Origin of the sequence: Neoactinobaculum massilliense (assembly GCF_900604955.1) — a bacterium.
GTDB classification, from domain to species: Bacteria; Actinomycetota; Actinomycetes; order Actinomycetales; family Actinomycetaceae; genus Neoactinobaculum; species Neoactinobaculum massilliense.
Window position 1 is genome coordinate 1,343,637 of record NZ_UWPE01000001.1, and the last position, 14,941, is coordinate 1,358,577.

At 63.2% G+C, this 14,941-nt stretch carries 10 protein-coding genes; 3 read left to right on the forward strand and 7 right to left on the reverse strand.

Features of this window, described 5'->3' with window-relative positions:
• Positions 1-16: 16 nt before the first annotated feature.
• From EIH27_RS05810 to EIH27_RS05820, 3 genes are all read left to right on the forward strand, one after another.
• Positions 17-775 carry an ABC transporter ATP-binding protein gene (locus EIH27_RS05810; protein WP_124039949.1) on the forward strand — a complete coding sequence of 253 codons (759 nt, stop codon included), beginning with the start codon at positions 17-19 and terminating at the stop codon, positions 773-775.
• A complete protein-coding gene (locus tag EIH27_RS05815) occupies positions 776-3,601 on the forward strand; it encodes an ABC transporter permease (RefSeq protein WP_124039950.1) in 2,826 nt (941 codons plus the stop codon). It abuts the gene before it with no gap.
• A gap of 155 nt (positions 3,602-3,756) precedes the next feature.
• On the forward strand, positions 3,757-4,344 hold the full coding sequence (locus EIH27_RS05820; protein ID WP_124039951.1) for a LytR C-terminal domain-containing protein: 588 nt from the start codon (positions 3,757-3,759) through the stop codon (positions 4,342-4,344).
• A gap of 40 nt (positions 4,345-4,384) precedes the next feature.
• On the opposite strand, the gene EIH27_RS05825 is transcribed toward EIH27_RS05820, so the two are convergent.
• From EIH27_RS05825 to cysS, 7 genes are all read right to left on the reverse strand, one after another.
• Positions 4,385-7,309 carry a family 78 glycoside hydrolase catalytic domain gene (locus tag EIH27_RS05825; protein WP_124039952.1) on the reverse strand — a complete coding sequence of 975 codons (2,925 nt, stop codon included), beginning with the start codon at positions 7,307-7,309 and terminating at the stop codon, positions 4,385-4,387.
• On the reverse strand, positions 7,231-8,343 hold the full coding sequence (locus tag EIH27_RS05830) for a glycoside hydrolase family 78 protein (RefSeq protein ID WP_124039953.1): 1,113 nt from the start codon (positions 8,341-8,343) through the stop codon (positions 7,231-7,233). The genes EIH27_RS05825 and EIH27_RS05830 overlap by 79 nt, the downstream gene beginning before the upstream one ends.
• A gap of 198 nt (positions 8,344-8,541) precedes the next feature.
• Positions 8,542-9,927, reverse strand: a complete 1,386-nt coding sequence (locus EIH27_RS05835) for a uracil-xanthine permease family protein (protein WP_124039954.1) — start codon at positions 9,925-9,927, stop codon at positions 8,542-8,544.
• 197 nt (positions 9,928-10,124) lie between these two features.
• The gene (locus EIH27_RS05840) at positions 10,125-10,703 is read right to left on the reverse strand and encodes an ASCH domain-containing protein (protein WP_164461612.1); all 579 of its coding nucleotides are present in this window, start codon (positions 10,701-10,703) and stop codon (positions 10,125-10,127) included.
• Complete coding sequence (locus tag EIH27_RS05845) at positions 10,696-12,168, reverse strand: hypothetical protein (protein ID WP_124039956.1); 1,473 nt, start codon at positions 12,166-12,168, stop codon at positions 10,696-10,698. Before EIH27_RS05845 ends, EIH27_RS05840 begins: the two co-directional genes overlap by 8 nt.
• A gap of 2 nt (positions 12,169-12,170) precedes the next feature.
• A complete protein-coding gene (gene rlmB / locus EIH27_RS05850; RefSeq protein WP_124039957.1) occupies positions 12,171-13,181 on the reverse strand; it encodes a 23S rRNA (guanosine(2251)-2'-O)-methyltransferase RlmB in 1,011 nt (336 codons plus the stop codon).
• 139 nt (positions 13,182-13,320) lie between these two features.
• Entirely contained in the window at positions 13,321-14,742 is a 1,422-nt protein-coding gene (gene cysS, locus EIH27_RS05855) for a cysteine--tRNA ligase (RefSeq protein WP_124039958.1), read from the reverse strand.
• Positions 14,743-14,941: the final 199 nt, after the last annotated feature.

The window sequence follows — 14,941 nt, forward strand, 5'->3', positions numbered from 1 at the left end:
ACGCCACCATGGAAATATGAGCAACGAAAACCACGCACCAGCGGAGCCCGGCCCCGCCGTCGTCGCACATCACCTCACCAAAACCTACGGCACCGGATCGGCCACGGTACACGCACTTCGTGACGTTTCAGTTCAGTTTTACGCGGGCCAGTTCACGGCCATTATGGGACCGTCCGGCTCCGGCAAATCCACCCTGCTTCACTGCCTGGCCGGCCTGGACACCGTGGATGGCGGGGACGTGTCCATCGGCACACGCGTGCTCACCCGTATGAACGACGACGCCCTCACCCGCTTGCGCCGCGATCACGTAGGTTTTGTGTTCCAGGGGTTCAACCTGGTGCCCACGCTGACGGCGCGGGAGAACATCGTCCTACCCGTCGAACTGGCCGGTAAGAAGGTGGATACCGAATGGTTTGACTCGATTACGGGCATCCTCTCCATCCGGGACCGGCTAGAGCATCGGCCCTCGGAGCTCTCGGGCGGCGAGCAGCAGCGCGTGGCCATCGCGCGCGCCCTCCTCACTCACCCGGACGTCATTTTCGCCGATGAGCCAACCGGCGCGCTGGATTCGGCGGCGGGCACCGAGGTACTCTCGCTGCTGCGGCGTAGTTCCCGCGAACTCGGACAGACGATCATCATGGTCACGCATGATCCGGGGGCGGCAGCCTATGCGCACCGCGTGGTGCTTCTGGATGACGGCGCCATCACGGGTGACGTGTTTGATCCCACCCCGGAGATGGTGCTTGAGGCGCTCGCCAAGCTGGGGGTGGCCTAAATGTGGAAACTTGCCTGGGCGCAGGTGAAAGCCACACCGCGCCGCTATATCGCGCTCATTATCACCATTGTCCTGGGTACGGCATTTCTGTGCGCTGCCAGCGTGGCGGCCACCAGCGCCCGCGCCACACTCACCAAGCTGTACAGCGCCTCGATGACCAATGCGGATCTGGCACTCTCCACGGGTGATTTTGAAGGCCAGGCACCCGCGTTCTACGGGAGCGATGCGGCGGAGAAGTTCAGCTCCGAGCTGGGCCTGCCCGGTGAAACACCGCCGCTGGTGGGGCACGTGGCCGGAGTGACCGGCGTCGTCCCCATGGTTTCCGCCTACGCCGGCATTGTTCACACCCCACGTATCATCACCACCGGCTCCTTCACCAAGGACTCGGATTACGCCTCGATCACGCCAACTCCGGCGGATCCCACTCATCCCATTCCGGACGCGACGCTGGAGGATGGACGTTTCCCAGCGCAGACCGGCCAGGAGGTGGCGCTGGACACCGGCACGGCCAAACGCTACGGCTTCCGCCTGGGCGATACGATCACCATCCGTTTCTCCGATACGGATACGCGCGATGCGAAACTGGTGGGCCTTCTGGCACCGACGCTGGCTAATCGGCTGGACGGAAACGTGGATGTCATGGCAAGCCCATCCATCGTGCTGCACGCCGTCTACATGTCCACCGAGCGCTTCGGCTACTTCCCCACCGGCATGGAAAATGAGACGGATTTGCCGCCGGAGAAGGAACTAACCGCCACGCAGTGGAAACAGCTCATCGCCGGCAGCTCCACGAATATTGCGATCACCACGAATTCCGCGGATGCGCAGGAGAATCTGTCCAGGTACCTCACTAAGCACTACCCGGACATGTACGTGCACCCGGTGGACGAATTCGCGCTGGCGCAGGCTACCGAGCAGCATGCGGACGCCCAGGTGGGCGCGCTACTGGCCACCTTCGCCGTCGTGGCCCTGCTGGTGGTGGCACTCGTGATCGGGAATACGTTCAGCGTGCTGGTGGCACAGCGCTCCCGACAGATCGCCCTGGAACGGCTCATCGGCGCCAGTAAGAAGCAGGTACGCCGCTCGGTGCTGGCGGAGGCGGCCATCATCGGACTGATCGGATCCGTGATCGGGGTGGTACTCATCCTGCTGGTGATCTGGATCGCGGCAACGATCGTGTCTCATCGGCCTGGATTCAGCGGCATCACCATGAGCGTGTCCCCGTGGCTCACGCTGGGTGTCATCACCATCGGTGTGCTGTTCACGGTGGTGGCCGCACACGCCACTTCCCGCCGCGCCACACGTATTCCACCGCTTGCGGCTCTTAACCCCGTACCGGAGCCCACCATCCGCACCATGCCGGGGCGTATCCGCCTCATCATCGGAGCGGTACTGTCACTGGGCGGCCTGAGCGGCGCAATCGGCTGCGCGTTCACCAGGTACTGGGGCGTGACACTAGCCCTGGGCTGCCTCAGCCTCATCGGACTGGTGCTCATCCTCCCCTACTTTGTACCGGCCATGGTGGGCTGGTTCGCACGCCTGCTCTCCCGGCACGGCGTGGCAGAGCGCATCGCCGCGCAAAACGTAGTGCGTAATCGTCGCCGCACGGCCTCCTCCGCTACCGCACTTCTCATTGGCACCATGCTGGTAGCAGCGGTCCTCACCGGCGCCGCCACCTTCCGCACCTATCTGGGCGATGCTCCCTCCATCGCCTCCACTTCGGATGTGGCCCTCACCGTCCCCGCGAAGGACGTGACCGCCGTGGCCCAGAAGATTCGTGAAAAGGCGAAAGATGCCCGTGAAAACCCGAACTCCACTTCCGCGGCGCCCTTCGCGCTGGTCGATAACGTGGTGGAGGCGCGGCCCATCGGCTTCTACAACTCGAACGATGATGACGACGCGAATCCCTGGTACATCAACGTGTACGCGGTGGACCCGGATCAGATCAGCGCCGCACGCCTGGGGCTCGCCCCCGAGGACATCACGGCCCTGCGCCAGGGCAAGATGCTGGGCAGCGGCTACGTGATGACCTGGGATCCCGGCGAGGTGGTTCCGGTAAAGCTGACGCACGGAGCGAAAACCGTCTCGGTGGACATGGTGTCCCAGAGCGGCGGCTTCGTCTCCGCGCTCATCTCCAACGACCGGGCGAAGGAACTGTTCGGCAACCTTGACGCCATGCCCGAGATCGATGAGAACGTCGGGAGCGAACCGCCCTCACCGGATACCAACGCATCCGCCACACCGGACGCCGACGCGCCCAGTTACCTGTGGATCACGATGAGCCCCGATGCAACCGCCGCGGACCTACCCACCACACTCACCTCCCTGCGCGACATCGCTGGGATCGAGAACAAGGACGTGGACTCCACCGGCATCGGAGAGCGCATGTCCGCCCTCCAGGTCCTGGCCGTGGTGACCATCGGCGTGGTGGCGCTGCTGGGCGTGTCCGTGCTCATCGCACTGGTTGGAATCGCGAACACACTCTCGCTCTCCGCCTTGGAACGCACGCACGAAAACTCGGTACTACGCGCGCTTGGCCTCACCCGACGGGGGCTGCACGCCAGCATCGCCATTGAAGGTGTGCTTATTGCCAGTGTGGGCGCCCTGATCGGCTGCATCATGGGAAGCCTCTACGTGATTATCGGCATAGTGGCGGGGGATCACTACTCCGGGCAGTCCAATCCCATTCCCGTTACCCCATCGATCCCATGGTGGGAGCTACTCGCCGTCATCCTGGTGGCCATGCTGGCCGGTTACCTGGCGTCCGTGCTACCCAGTCGGCGCGCGAACAAGCTGCCCATTACCGAGGGGCTGGTGGCGGACTAGTTGGCACTGACCACGGACGACGCCGTGCGGGACCCACACCCCGGTTCCACGCACCCTGACTTCACCGGTTCCACGCGCACCCCGGACGACGTCGTTTCGCCCACGTCCGTTGTATGCGTGGGCGGTGCGAACCACACATCAACTACGGTTAGATTGTGAGTGAACCCCGAAGCGAGGCGCGCGCCGCCTATCGCCATAAGATCCAGCAACGCCAGACCGTGTTCTTCAGCATCACCGGCGGGATTCTGGCGGTCATCCTGGTGTTTGCCGTGCTGGTGTGGAGCGGTGTGATGCCCGCGCCCATTGACCGCGAGTTTTCCAAGACCGCGGATCCCAACGCGCTCACCATTCCCTGCCTGGAGGAGGGACAGACTACGGCCGTCCCCTTCGATCAGCTCACGGCGAACGTGTACAACTCCTCCGCCATCTCCGGTGCTGCCTCCCAGGTGGGCAAGGTGCTCACGGAGGCCGGCGTCAAGGTGGGCACCACCGGCAATTGGTCCGGCACATCGCTCAGCGAATCGGCTCGCGTGATGGCCGGACCGGATGGTATCCAGGCCGCCTACACGGTAGCGCAGTTCATTCCCGGCTCCGTGGTGCAGTACGCCAATGATCTCAGTGGAGAAACGGTCAATGTGGTGATCGGTGACGCCTACGAGAAGGTGCTTACTTCCGACCAGGTGAACCAGGAGAACCCCAAGGGCACCCTCACCTCGCAGAAGAAGTGCATTCACATCAAGTAGCAGATTGCCCCCGTATTCAACGGGGGCAATCTAGCATCAATCAGTTGCGGAAGAAGTACCCCGCCATCACCGTGTCATTCGGCCGGCCGTAGTACTGCACCTTATCCGCCACGCCGGATGTGATGGAGTAGCGGAAGTAGTACGCGTTGCCACGCCGCACCGCGAATGTATCGGGCCCGTCACCACGCCAATCGCCCACCAATACGGCGTCATTCGGGCGCCCGTAGGCAATCACCCGCTGAGCACTACCGCCGCGCTGCGCATTATTGATGTAGTACAGGTTGCCGCGACGCACCGTGAGCGTATCCGTTTCGTTGGCGTCCCAGTCCCCCACCAGCACGGCATCGGTGGGCTTACCGTAGGGCACCACCAGATCAGCCTCACCAGCGTGGATCGTATTCACCATGTAATACAGGTTGCCGCGACGTACGGCCAGGGTGTCCCGTCCATTGCCATCCCAATCACCAACCAGTACGGTATCCGTCGCCCTGCCATACGACACCACCGCGTCAGCCTCACCGCCGTGGAGACCGTTGGAGATGTAGAACGTGTTTCCGCGACGTACAGCCAGCGAATCTACGCCGTCACCGTCCCAGTCCCCCACGTATGTTTCGTCCGTGGGCCGCCCGTAAACGATCACGCGGTCAGCCACGCCCGAGTTGAGATCCTGCTTGAAGTGGTACACGTTACCGCGGCGAACCACCAGCGTATCCGCACCATTGGTTGTGCCGGCTACCGCGTTACCGAGAACGGCCGGGGCCGGGTCACCCTTAGCGACCAGGCGCACCTCAATGCCGGTAATGGTGCCACGCGGCGCCGTGGTGCCCGCCGGCGCACCGTTCTGCGCCCAACCGAGCGTCAGATTCTGATCCGTTGCCACACGGTAGTAGAGGTTGTACTGATCCGCCCATGCGCCGGTGAGGCGCATGGCGATTTCGTTGATGGTATTCGCTTTGCCGGCGGCCGTAGAGAACGCGGTCCAGTTTCCGGCGGTGGAATGCACCCGCAGCTCCACCCCACCCTGGTTAGGATCCACCGGCACCGCAGCGAGCTGCGTCAGAGATCCCGCCGCCGGCCAGAGGAGTACCTGACCATCCGCCCCAGCCACGGAAGTACGACCCGCCGTGGCCGTGAGCGCGATCTGACCGGTGATAGTGATCTCATGCTCACCCGGCGTGAGTGACACGGAACCGGAGGAGGGCCCGTCCTGCGAAACAGTCACCTGCTGACCATCCACCGCGATGGCGCCGGTAGGTAGCGCCACCTGAACCGGCCCGCCGCCCGGGATGCTGAGCGCCACGTGCGTGACCGCGCCGGTTCGCGTGACGTGCCCAGTTACCGCTCCACGCGGCGTCGGCACTGAAACATTCGCATCCGCGAGCGAGGTGCGCCCCACCCGTACCGTCAGCGTCCCATCGGGTGCGGGCAGCGCGGTGAGTACACCACGCGCTACCGCGATCGACCCGCCAGCACCCCACGGATGGGAGAACGTCATATTCGTCTTAATGGAGGGATCCCACGCCTCCGGTGCCATCGTGGCATGCAGTTTGTTGATGACGCGGGCGTAGCTTCGCATGCGCCCAGTATCAGAATTTGCCAGCACCGCAAGCGCCGTATCCGCATGTCCGGAGTTCACCAGGCCCGCATAGTAGAAGTAGGCCATATAGATGGAGCCACTATCCTGGCCACCCTTGGCTACCATCTCCGCTGCGATGCGGTCTGCCATGTCCTGATTGGTGTATAGCCCGAAGGCCAGGGCCAGGTAGGAATTCTGGGCCAGTCGGTTTGACACCACCCGGCCATTCGCATCCAAACCGTCATAGAACCGGCCCGAGGACTGATCAAAGAGACGACTGGTCACCGTCCGCTTGATCGCATTCGCCCGCGACGTGTAGGTGGCCGCATCCGCGCTGTGTCCGGTAGCCTGCGCAATGGTGGCCATGGACCGGTAGGCCTCATACGCGACGGCGTTAACGGCCGTCTTATAGCGAGTAGCGGAGAAGTTGTACCCCACCGTTTCGGTGCGCGGCCAGTCCACCAGATCCGCGGTACCGGCGTTGGTGACTACCAGCCCCTTCCCGGCGTCGAACCGCACGGTGTTTATGAGGTTCTGAAGGGCCGCATACTGGCGGGAGGCATACTGAACGTCACCGGTAACCTCAAAATCACGTTCCACCCCGATGGCGCCCATGAGCCGATACTCCGTGTAATGGGTGGGGTTAGCCAGCAGATAATCCCACGTGTTGCGTACGTTCGCGTAGTCCGTACCGGTGGCGTAGGCGAGCTCCTGGACCACGATGTGGTCGCCCTCGTAGGGCCGGCGTTCACGGGAAATCGAGTCCGTGACGGTAGTGGCACCCGCAACGGCGTACGTGTCCTCGCCAAGCTTCGCGATACGGTCCAGGAGCGCGTTACCGGTTGATACCTGGACCGTGGGCGCAGCGCCCTCGGCTACCACGCTCACGCCGCGGACATTCGATGCCGCAAGCCCACCCTTATATCCGCTAATCGTGGCGTAGCGGAAAGATTTGAGCGATTGCCCCGTAAAGGTTTGGCCGGCTGCCGAGTACGTCCAGGTTTCCGTGTAGTGATTGCCCGTACGCATTGCTGCTGCGCGCCCGCCGCTGAGTTCCTCTCCTAGCTGAATTGTCACCGCGGACCCCGCACGTGACGTCAGCGAAAAGTCACCCTGGATCATGCGCCCAAAGTCAATGGTGTAGGTGTTATTGCCCAGAGACCGGATAGAGGCGGGCGCCACCATCTCGCGGTATTCATTCGACGAGCGCGCGGGCCCCAGTTTGTAGGGTGCATTCGCCTTACTTGGCTGGCTCCACCCCGCGGTGGAGTAGTTTGCTGACAACCAGTTGGAGGGAAATGCTCCCACCTTCACGTTTTGCGCATACTCCGTGTAATAGTTGGCGATCTTCGCGTTCTTATTCGTATAGACGATGGGATCGAGCGCCATAACGCGCGTAGACGCCGCGGTAGCCGAGTTGTAGACCACCCGCGACGTGCCATCCGCGTAGTAGCGTAGTAGTAGGTGAGCTGCATGAGTACGCCCGCGTTCTTCGCCCCCGAATACGCGTAGACACCCAGGGTGTTTGTGCTTCCCCGCAGCGCGTCCGTCACGTCCCACGTGTTGTAGAACTGGGTACCGCCTTGCCGCCGTGTGGGGCCCACACCAATTTCCGTGTCATTCACGTAGACGGTAAATACGTGCCGCCGGGCGGCCTCCGTGTCCGACGCCGTCACCGTGAGTAGTGCGCGCTCCAGGTTTGTGGCCGCGGGTGCCTGACCTCGCACCAGTGCCGCCACCGGCGATCCTGCCGGCCACACGTGCGTGGTGGACGTAAATTGCCCACCCACCGCGGTGGCGAAGGAACTTCGCTCCGAAGTGAGCACCTGTCCGCCCTGTGTACGTACCTCCACCGTCCAGTAATAGAGCTGGTTATCCGCCAGCGCAGAGGCCACGTCCGAGAACCGAACGGCCGTGGTACGCGACGTGGACTGCCAGGCGGACGTGACAAGCGGCGTAGCGGAACCTCGACGGGCGAAGATCAGTACGCGAGCTGCGGTTTGCACATGCGGGGCAGCCACGTTCCAGGAGAACGTGAGCGCGGAGCGATCCACCGCCCACGCCGCATCGAGAAGGCTCACGCGCAACTGCGAAATGGCGCCGGATATCTGCTGCTCCGGTGCCGCGGCCTCCGGTAGTTCAGTAATGCCGCTGGCATCGCCTTCCGGTTGCGGAACCGGAGCGGACGTATTAGGCGTAGCCAAATCCGGCGTGTTCGCCGCATCTTTACTTTGCTGGAGCCGTTCCAAATCCGCGGTGTCACTCCGCGCGGCCTGCAGCTCCTGGGAGGAGGGAACCGGATCTGTCACCACATTCGGCGATGTAGCCGTGGCGGGATCCGCAACCGCGCCGGGGAAGATTCCGGCAGTCAAAATGAGCGTGGATAAAGCAATGAATACTTTACGGGGCGTGGACCTGTACATACCCTGCACTATACTCAGTGGCTCCGACATACCGGGCCTCGGAATGACACAACGAGAGCAGCGCAACATACGCACAAGTTTTCAAGCACCGGTTTCCGTAGGTAATCTATCCGCGCTTCCGGCCGGGCATGCCCCGCGGCCCATTGATGACGAAGCGGGCTGCCCCACCGGCCAGCCCGCTCTATCTACTTTCACCTACTATTCAGCAGATTTCTTCTGCCAGTAGTGCGTGGCTTCCCGGTCCAGTGCACCCGGCTCCAGTTCGGCACCGGCCGGTGCCGACGCCGGGGTGGCCGACTCCTGCGAGGTGCCGCGCCAACGGGCAATCCACCGCATAGCGTGGTAGATGATGATGGCGCCGAAAGAGCCGAGCGCAATGCCCTCGAAGGACATGCCACCCAGCGTCCACGTGTAGTTGGCGATGGCTACCACCAGGGCAATGGCGGCGGTGTTGAGGTTGACCGGGTCGGAGAAGTCCACGCGGTTCTGCACCCAGATGCGCACGCCCAGCATGCCGATCATGCCGTAGAGGATGGTGGCCGCCCCACCCAGCACGCCCTGCGGAATGGTCGCGATGATGACGCCGAACTTGGGGAACATGGAGAGAACCAGGGCGGTGAGGGCTGCCACGATGTAGGCGGCGGTGGAATAGACGCGGGTTGCTGCCATTACGCCAATGTTTTCAGCGTATGTGGTGGTTCCCGAACCGCCACCGCATCCGGCCAGCAGCGTGGCGAGACCGTCGGAGAACAGCGCGCGGCCCGTGACATCATCGAGATCCTGCCCGGTCATGGCTGAAACGGACTTCACGTGGCCGATATTCTCGGCGATCAGCACCAGCACCACCGGGATAAACAGACCGGCCACGGAGAAATCAAATTCCGGGCCGTGGAAGGTGGGCAGACCGATCCAGGCGGCGTCGTGCACCGCGGAAAAGTCCACTTCACCGCGCACTACCGCGCACACGTACCCAACAATCACGCCGATCAGAATGGAGAGGCGCCCGATAATTCCGCGGAACAGCACGGTAACCAGCAGGACGGCCACGATCGTCACCACGGCGGTGACCGGAGCGGCCTTGACGTTGTTCCAGGCGGCAGGAGCCAGGTTGAAGCCTATGAGCGCCACAATCGCACCCGTCACGATGGGCGGCATAACCTTGTCGATCCACTCCGAGCCGAACACCCACACGAGGAGTCCGAAGATCAGGAGCGTGCCGCCCGCCATAATGATGCCGCCCTGCGCCAGCGCCTGACCGTGTGAATCAATGGCGCCGCCGCCCTGGACGTATCCGGTGACCGCGGAGATGGGTGCAATGAGGGCAAAAGAAGACCCCAGGTAGCTGGGGAGCCTGCCTGAGGTAATTCCAATGAAAAGCAATGTACCAACGCCGGTGAAAAATAACGTTGTATTTGGATCAAATCCTGTGAGCAGTGGGACCAAGAATGTTGCCCCGAACATGGCCACCACATGCTGCATGCCGATACTGGTTGTGATCGGCCACGAGAGGCGTTCGCCGGGAAGCACCACCTCACCCGCGCCAATATGGACGCCATCGCCGTGCAGTTTCCAACCGAGTGCCATAAATGCTCCTTACGCCCGCGGGCGCACTCGGAGCATCCGGGGCCCCCGCACGAATCTGGTTGGCCCTAGCGGACCTGAGTAAGCCTAAGCTGTCGCAGAGCCCGCAACACATCCGATGTCCAAATTGTGAAAAAGCTCAAGGCCACACGGCCAGCCGGCAGGGTCGCTACGAATACCCGCCGCTTGGCAGCACGCGCCTAATCCCCCGCGTAAAGGACCTTGATAAATTCGGTCACCACGCTGCCCCGCGGATTAAAGGCGATGCCCAGATCCTCGCACTCCGCCTGAAACGCGGCTTCGTGAACACTCCGCCAATCAGCGAGCGTGCCCTCTCCCTCCGCGTCCGAGATCGCCTCATCCACCTCCGGCAGTGGCGTGAGACGCACCTCGGTCACCTGCACCAGTGCACGCGGCACACCGGAGCCATCCGTCACGATGCTCATCTGCCCCTTCTCAGGGAGCGGGAGGCCCTCGGCCACGTAGCTGTCACGCCACGACGACGTCGCGCGCTTCCGCCCGGTCGCCACCAGCCCCGCGAGGAGGTCCACCTCCGCGCGTGTTGAACCAAGCGCATAGGACTCGGGGCGCAGGGATTCGGCCCCACTGGGACCCATGATGACACTCAGCGGATTAATGTGAGCGCGGATAATGGCGCGCTGCCAAAACGCTTCAAGATCCGCCGGTGCTGGATCCGCGGGCACCCCGTTTGCCGGCATATCCCCTGCGCTATCGCGTTCGTACTCGGCCGAATCCGGGGCGGCATTGAATTCACTCATGGTGCCCGGTCTCCTCCTCGCCGGTGAGCCCCTGCGAATGAAGCGCATTGCGCACAAAGGAGGACGTCACCAGGCGCACGCTCGCCGCCGCTATCATGGCGCTACCCACTACGGTGGCAACGCGCGCACAACGATTGCGCCAATGACTCGCGCCCCACACGGTGAGGCCTATGCCAAGTCCGCTTTGGCCGGCGGACACGGCCGCCAGCAGGTCCGGATGATCCACGTAGAGAGCCCGGTAGAGATCCCACCACCGCCTGGGTGCCACACCCTGACCGGCCACCTCCCACGCCACCTGTTCCTGGAAGCGCTTGCCGAACGGTTGCGGTTCAAACACCCGCATACCGGTCAGATCCTCGACATCAATATGGCCCGCCAGCAGTTCGCCCACCTGGGCGGGCATATGGAACGCATCAAGGAGCGCCTGGGCGCCATCTGAGGCGCGCACGGTCAGCGCCGCTTCAATGGTATCCGCGGCCAGGTTCGGCTGATCCTCCGTAATACGCGACACCAGGGCTCCCGGCCCCATCTCCTGGTGGGCAAAATGGGATGCCTCGCTCACCGATTCCACCCACGGCATGTCCACTACATCCGTATCCCAATTCCACGTGACCATGGAGTGCCCCTGCACGGCCGCAAGTACGGGCGCACGCACGCCCGCCTTATCGACAGATAGAAGAATCAACCAGGTGGATTGGGAAGCCACGAAGTCCGTGCCCACCAGCGGCGCATCCGCCACCATGACATTTGCATGCCCCAGGTCGCATACCCCGATGGCCGTATTCGCCTTGGCGGCCAGTGCGGGCACGGCCGAAAATGGCGCATCGGAGATAGCCACCATGGGACCGTCCCGGAAAATCGGGGCGTTCGCCGCGATGTGGGCATAAATCCAATCATCTGCATCCGGATTAGCTACCGAGGCGGGGCCCGTCTCCTCGGCGTGAGCCGAAATCCCATCCGGATTCAGATCCGCATCCGAAATATCCACTTCGCCCAGTGCCAGCGAGGCATATTTGTGGATACCATCCACGCTCACTTCCACCTTGCCAAGCTTGGACATGAGCGTATCCACGAAGTCCGAGAGGTGCACGGTGGGACGAATATCAAAGGTTTCCGACTCCGTCACCGCACCGTCCGCGGCGGTCCCGTCCGTAGCATCAGCCGCGGTGTGGCGGCCTTCCACCGCCGTCTCGCCTCCCGCGTCGGCTTCGGTAACGGTAGTCGATGCCTGATCCGTTGCGGATACGCTATCCGCCGGTTCGGCCACGGGCACGATGGTGGCGAGACGCCGCCGGCGCCCGGTAACCGCCACCTCAAACCGGAATGCATCGCCGTCGTGACGCCCGCGGGTTACAATGCCCGCCTCCGCAAACACGGACTCCACGTCCGCCGGCGTGACCTCACTGCGGTCCAGCCGCGTGACCTGACCGTACACCGGCCGCCACTTCCACTCATCCCACGCCATGGCTACTCCTTACCTGGATTCCCGCCACGTTCCTGCGCTGCCAGCTCACCGGCAGCGCGCAGCCGATCCACCTGATAGAGCGCAATCCCGGTGGCGACGGCCGCATTCAGCGATTCCATCTCCGAGCTAATCGGGATGGACGCCACCTGATCACAGGTTTCTCGCGTTAGGCGCGCCAATCCCTTGCCTTCGCTGCCGGTCACTAACACCAGCGGCGCATCGGCGGTGGCCAGCCGGTCAATCTGCGTATCGCCGCCACCATCCAGACCCACAACGAAGTATCCGGCCGTCTTGAGCTTTTCCAATGCGGCCACCAGGTTGGGCACCCTGGCCACGGGTACGCGTGCCGCCGCTCCCGCGCTCACCTTCCATGCCGCCGCCGTAACACCCGCCGCCCGGCGCGCCGGCAAAATAATACCGTCCGCCCCGAAGGCTGAGGCGGAGCGCAGCGCGGCACCCACATTGTGCGGGTCCGTCACGGAATCGAGCGCAACAAACAGTCCGGGACGGCGATCCCGCCGGAAGTGGGCGGCATCAATCAAATCCTCCAGCTCCGCATAGTCATAGGGCGGCACCTCAATGGCCACGCCCTGGTGCACGGCACCATCCGTCATCCGGTCCAGTTCTGTGCGCGACACCTCCACCAGCGGCGCCCCGTTTTCAGTCGCGTAGGCCACCACATCCGATAGATGCCGATCACCCGCGGCGGCCGCCACCATGAACACCCGGGAGAGTGGCACACCGGCACGCACGGCCTCAATCACAGGATTACGCCCAGAAATCAACTCATGCTCGGCGTCAATCCGAAGCACAGCGCGTAATTTGGCCGGCCCCCGATGCTGCTGAGCGGCGCGCGCTTCCGCTTCCTGCTTCCGCTTATAGGCAGGATGGTAGGGACGGTTCTCGGCTTTCGGCGTGGGCCCCTTGCCCGCCAGACGCCGCTTGTTCTTACCGCCAGAGCCCACCTGAGCTCGCTTCTTTCCCTTGGGGCGCCGCGTCCGATTATCGGCCATATGTCACCTTCTCTGCTCGCATTCCTGCCTATTGTGCCCCGCGAGCCCTCCCCGCGGTGACATCCTTACCGTAAACCGCCAACTTGTTCCGTTCGTATCCTGTGCAACCAGGAACACCCGCGTATAGGCAGTACTCCCGCTACAGGTGCCACCGGGCTCCCTCCGCGGAATCTTCTACTGTAATACCGGCGGCTTGAAGCGTATCCCGGATGGAATCTGCCGTGGCCCAATCCTTATTGGCACGCGCTTCGGCCCGCTTAGCGAGGAGGTGCTCCATGAGGCCATCCAGCGCCTTGCCTTCAGCCGAACCCCCGGCTGCCTGCCCGCGCCACGGCGCCGCCAACGGATCGAGGCCCAGCACGTCCAGCATGGCACGCACGCGCAACTGTGCATCCCGCGCCACCACATCATCCCGCGCGGCAAGCGCATTATTTCCCTGCCGTACTTCCTCATGAATGGCCGCGAGTGCGCCGGACACATTGAGATCATCATTCATGGACTGGGTGAACTTTTCGGGCAGATCAGCCACGTTTACGGCGGCCACCTCCTCCGCCGGAATCTCACCGACAGCATCCACCGCACGCAGTACAAAGCCCTCCAGGCGCTCCCACACGGCGGCTGCCTCTGTAAGCGCCTCCGCGGAGTATTCCACGGTGGAACGGTAGTGAACAGTGCCGAGCGCAAACCGCAGTACCACCGGGCGTACCGTTTCCAGCACATTGGCCACAATGAGCGAATTCCCGAGGGACTTGCTCATCTTTTCGCCCTTGATGGTGACCCACGCGTTATGCATCCAGTACCGGGCGAAATCACGCCCGGCTGCACGCGCCTGCGCCACCTCATTTTCATGATGAGGGAAACGCAAGTCCAACCCGCCGCCGTGAATATCAAAGGTGTCGCCCAGGTAGTGCGTGGACATGGTGGAGCATTCGATATGCCAGCCGGGCCGGCCTTTGCCCCACGGCGAATCCCACGCGGCGCTTTTCGGTTCGCCCTCCTTTGGAGCCTTCCACAGCGCAAAATCATGCGGGCTGCGCTTATCTGGCTCCTGGCCCTCTTCATCGGTCACCATGTGCCGCACATCCTGGCGCGTTAGTTCCCCATACCGAGGCCAGGAGGCAACGTCAAAATACACATTTCCGGGCTGCCCCACGTAGGCGTGGCCGGCCTCAATTAGATCCGCGATGAGCCGCTGCATCTGTGGAATATGCCCGGTAGCGCGCGGCTCATAGGTGGGAGGTAGAACGCCGAGCGCGTTATATGCACGCGTGAACTCCCGTTCAAACCGGTAGGCCCATGCCCACCATGGCCAGCCCGCTTCAGCCGATTTCGCCAGAATCTTGTCATCAATATCCGTCACGTTGCGCACCATCGTGGTGTGGTAGCCCAGCTTCCGCAACCAGCGGATAAGCACATCAAAGGCGAGGCTGGAGCGCATATGACCGATGTGTGGAGAGCCCTGCACGGTGGCACCACATAGGTAAATCCGTGCCTCCCCCTCGTGGAGCGGAACGAATTCGCGCTGAGCGCGCCTGGCAGTGTCAAAGATCTCTAGGCTCACGCGGCAAGCTTACCGCAGCGCCCCACCATACCCGTTCCCCGCCCACACCCCGTGGACAACCGCGTCGTCCCACATTCTGTGGACCGCTCCTGCTACCGGGTACGACGACGTCGTCCGGAACATGGCCGCAGAAACCGTGCAGACCGAATGCGGCGCGCTAGTCCAGCATCCAAGCGCCCGGAAGCGGCCGGCAACGTCC